Consider the following 3,186-nt stretch of genomic DNA (forward strand, 5'->3'; position numbering starts at 1 on the left):
GTTTAATCACCGCAACAAGCGGCCCTTTTCAGAAACACGTTCTGAAAAGTACGGTGTGGACCGAGATCATGATGGAGTGGAAGTCACTTGGATTGATCCGGCTGATGGCTGGGTGGAATCAATCATCCGGTTACCGGATGAATTCATTACCAATCCGAAAAAGCTGGAATTAAGCGGTGTGACCAACAAATATCAGGCGCATTTCTTGGCACATCGTGCCTGGAATAAAATCCAGTATCAGCGCGAGATGGTGAAATTTACTGCCTATGGTGAAGCTGATTTAGTTTCTTTAAATGACCGGATCGCTGTAGTTGATGATGTGGTGCCCACACTTACTTCAAGTGGTGATATTACTTACTGGAATGGGCGAAATATCTCCATTTCACAGCCTGTTAAGTTGGAATCAAATAAGAGCTATACGATTCATCTGCAGCACTTAAATCGTAGTGTAGAAACCATGAGAGTGACTCAAGGTTTAGATAAATTTAAGTTGATCTTAGAAAGATTACCGATATTGCCATTGGTAGTAAAAAGTGAGTATGACGAATATGCCAAATACTCCATCACACTTTCAACTGAAAAGGATTCAGAGGCTTTTCTGATTACCGAGAAATCTCATTCAGGCCCATTTGAAAGTGAAGTTACTGCCATTAATTATGATGCTCGGTACTACGCTAACGATAAAGACCGAATCAAAAACCTTATTTAGATTTAACAGCCACCTTCGGGTGGTTTTTTAATGCCGGAGAAAAACATGGCTGATATGGTGACAAAGCAAGAGCTTGAAGCTGCAAAAATCGACGTGAAACATGCAGGGGAAGCAGTAAATGAAAAAAAGGTAATTAATCCACGATATGGCCAACCCTTTAATTCTTTTCCACTTGAGCTAGAGAATCTAGCTAAAGCCATCAAGATAGCATTAGCTGCAGGGGCGGGTTCTGCAGGGTGGACAGCTGATTTAGTGGTTGATAGTAGCGGAAAGAACTTACAACAGGTAAATGACGAACTAGGTTTTCCTATTAAGGTTTTGAATAAATCAACTAGTCGCAACCTTTATGATCACATTAAAGATGTTGTGAATGTAAAAGACTATGGTGCGATTGGCGATGGAGAATTACACACAGTACAAGAATGGATAGATTCTGGTAAATTTTCTAGCTTAGCTGCAGTACAGGCAACCTTCCCTCATGTGACAGCAACAACGGATTCAATTGATTGGGCTGCGATGCAGCTATGCGTTAAAATGCGTAAAAATATTTATGCTCCAGGTGACACTGGACCGTATGTATTCGGGCCAAATACCGTACACACCCCTCATAGCGGAAGTCCTAACCGCATGGATACCGGCGCTTACATATATGGCGACAGAGGTAAAACTGTTTTTACTCGAAATGAGGTGGGTGAGGTTTCGACACGGATACTAAAATCAGACGGCACTTTAGATATTGCTGCAAGTGATGACATAAACAACAACGAAGCTGTTTTTTCATTGCATGGAAGCTATTATAAATTCTCAGACATTGCTATCCATCACTCAAAAGTAGGTATCTTTATGGGTCAGGACATGACCCAAGTAGAGAAATCCGCTTGCTATAAAAATATTATCCGTGATGTTGAGTTCCGCAGATGCTCACAACCTATCATCATGAGCTCTGCTTATGGAAATCACTATAACGACATTTCCAATATTCATTTTATTGAGTGTCAAATTGATGTTGAAATGCGTAACGGTAAGCATGATGTTGTAACCATTGCGAACAACAACCGTAACTATTTCACAAACATTCGTTCAAATCGATCGATTGTAGGTCTTTGGTGTACGTCTGGTGATACAAACCGAATTACATCTTGGGATGGGGAGGGGTGTGGAGCAAAACCAACGAACAACCCTTACCCTATGCCTGTCGGATTGCCGAAGCTGGCCGATGGCGTTACGCAGATCACAAACGGCGTTCATATCTTTGATGGTAATGGCCAGCTGAATAAGGTCCTGAACTGTCAGATGGAAGCGTGTGATATTGAGCTGTATAACAATCACTATCGAAATAGCTTTGTGAACAACGGCTATCATGAGGCTGTTGCGAACGGTACTCAGGTCTATAACCTGCAGGAGCCTGGATTATTTATTTCGCACAATACGTTCTTTACGCCGATCTTCTGCCACCTATTGAACCTAAATTCTAATGCGTTCCCGAACGTGACTGAGCTTGGTCTTTATGTTCGTGGAAACTCATTCAAAAACAACACTGGTATCGAAAAGTTAAAAGCAACCCCTATATCCAAAAACTACTCAGAACGTCGGGTTTTTGATTTAGGTGCAGCAGCAGCTGGATCAACTAAAACCATTACGATCTGGCGTGATGTAGATCCATCGTCTAGCGCAAACATCAAGGTCAAGGTCAGCGCACTATCTGCGGCAAGCAATCTATCGTTTGCTAACGAAATGGCCGTCAGTGCATACCGGTCAAACACAAGATCGCTAACACGCTATTTTATGCAAGAACTGTATAAGCTAAGAGCGACTGGCCAAGGTACAGGAGACTCCACGGGTGTAATTGTTCCGACAATTGCGAACGGCGGAAGTTCTACACGTGAGCTCATTCTCACTCTTACAATGCCAGCCTATGCGATGGACAGCGTTTTTGTAGAAGTAGAATTAAGTGTTTGTGCTACGTAATTCTTAAATCATTTATCACCCAACAAACCACAACTAACCCTGACCTTTAATTAGGTCAGGGTTTTTTATTACCAAAATTTAGGGGGCGGCATGTCCGATCAAAAATCAGCAGTAATGGAAATGGCAGCAACCGTTTCATCCGCTGCATCAAAAACAACATATGCGGGGGCTGCTTCTGGTTTTTTGGCATACCTTGCATCAATCGATGTTCTTGCCTGGCTGGGTATTGCTATTGCACTGGGTGGCTTTGCAGTGAACTGGTACTACAAACGACTGGAAAACAAACGTGCTGATGAGATTCACCGGCTCCGGATCAAGCAGTGGAGAGAGGAAGCATAATGTCAAATAAAACTAAATATTACGTGATCGGATCTTCTTTGGTACTTGCTGCAGGAATGTGGATCACGGGGCCAAGTGATGAACAGGTGCAAGCCACGGCCATAAAGGAAGGCTATACAGCAAAGCCAGTAATCCCAGTTAAAGGTGATGTACCGACCATTGGACATGGT

At 42.7% G+C, this 3,186-nt stretch carries 3 protein-coding genes; all 3 read left to right on the forward strand.

Annotation, left to right across the window (positions count from 1 at the left end; genetic code table 11):
• Positions 1 to 709 (forward strand): host specificity factor TipJ family phage tail protein (locus ACR2F3_RS09135; RefSeq protein WP_432709673.1); only part of this gene is annotated, 709 nt, incomplete at its 5' end.
• Positions 710 to 739: 30 nt separating this feature from the next.
• Entirely contained in the window at positions 740 to 2,677 is a 1,938-nt protein-coding gene (locus tag ACR2F3_RS09140) for a hypothetical protein (protein WP_432709674.1), read from the forward strand.
• A 90-nt stretch (positions 2,678 to 2,767) separates the two neighbouring features.
• Entirely contained in the window at positions 2,768 to 3,016 is a 249-nt protein-coding gene (locus ACR2F3_RS09145; protein WP_432709675.1) for a holin, read from the forward strand.
• Positions 3,017 to 3,186: the final 170 nt, after the last annotated feature.

Origin of the sequence: Pedobacter sp. (genome assembly GCF_045627485.1) — a bacterium.
Lineage (GTDB): Bacteria > Bacteroidota > Bacteroidia > Sphingobacteriales > Sphingobacteriaceae > Pedobacter.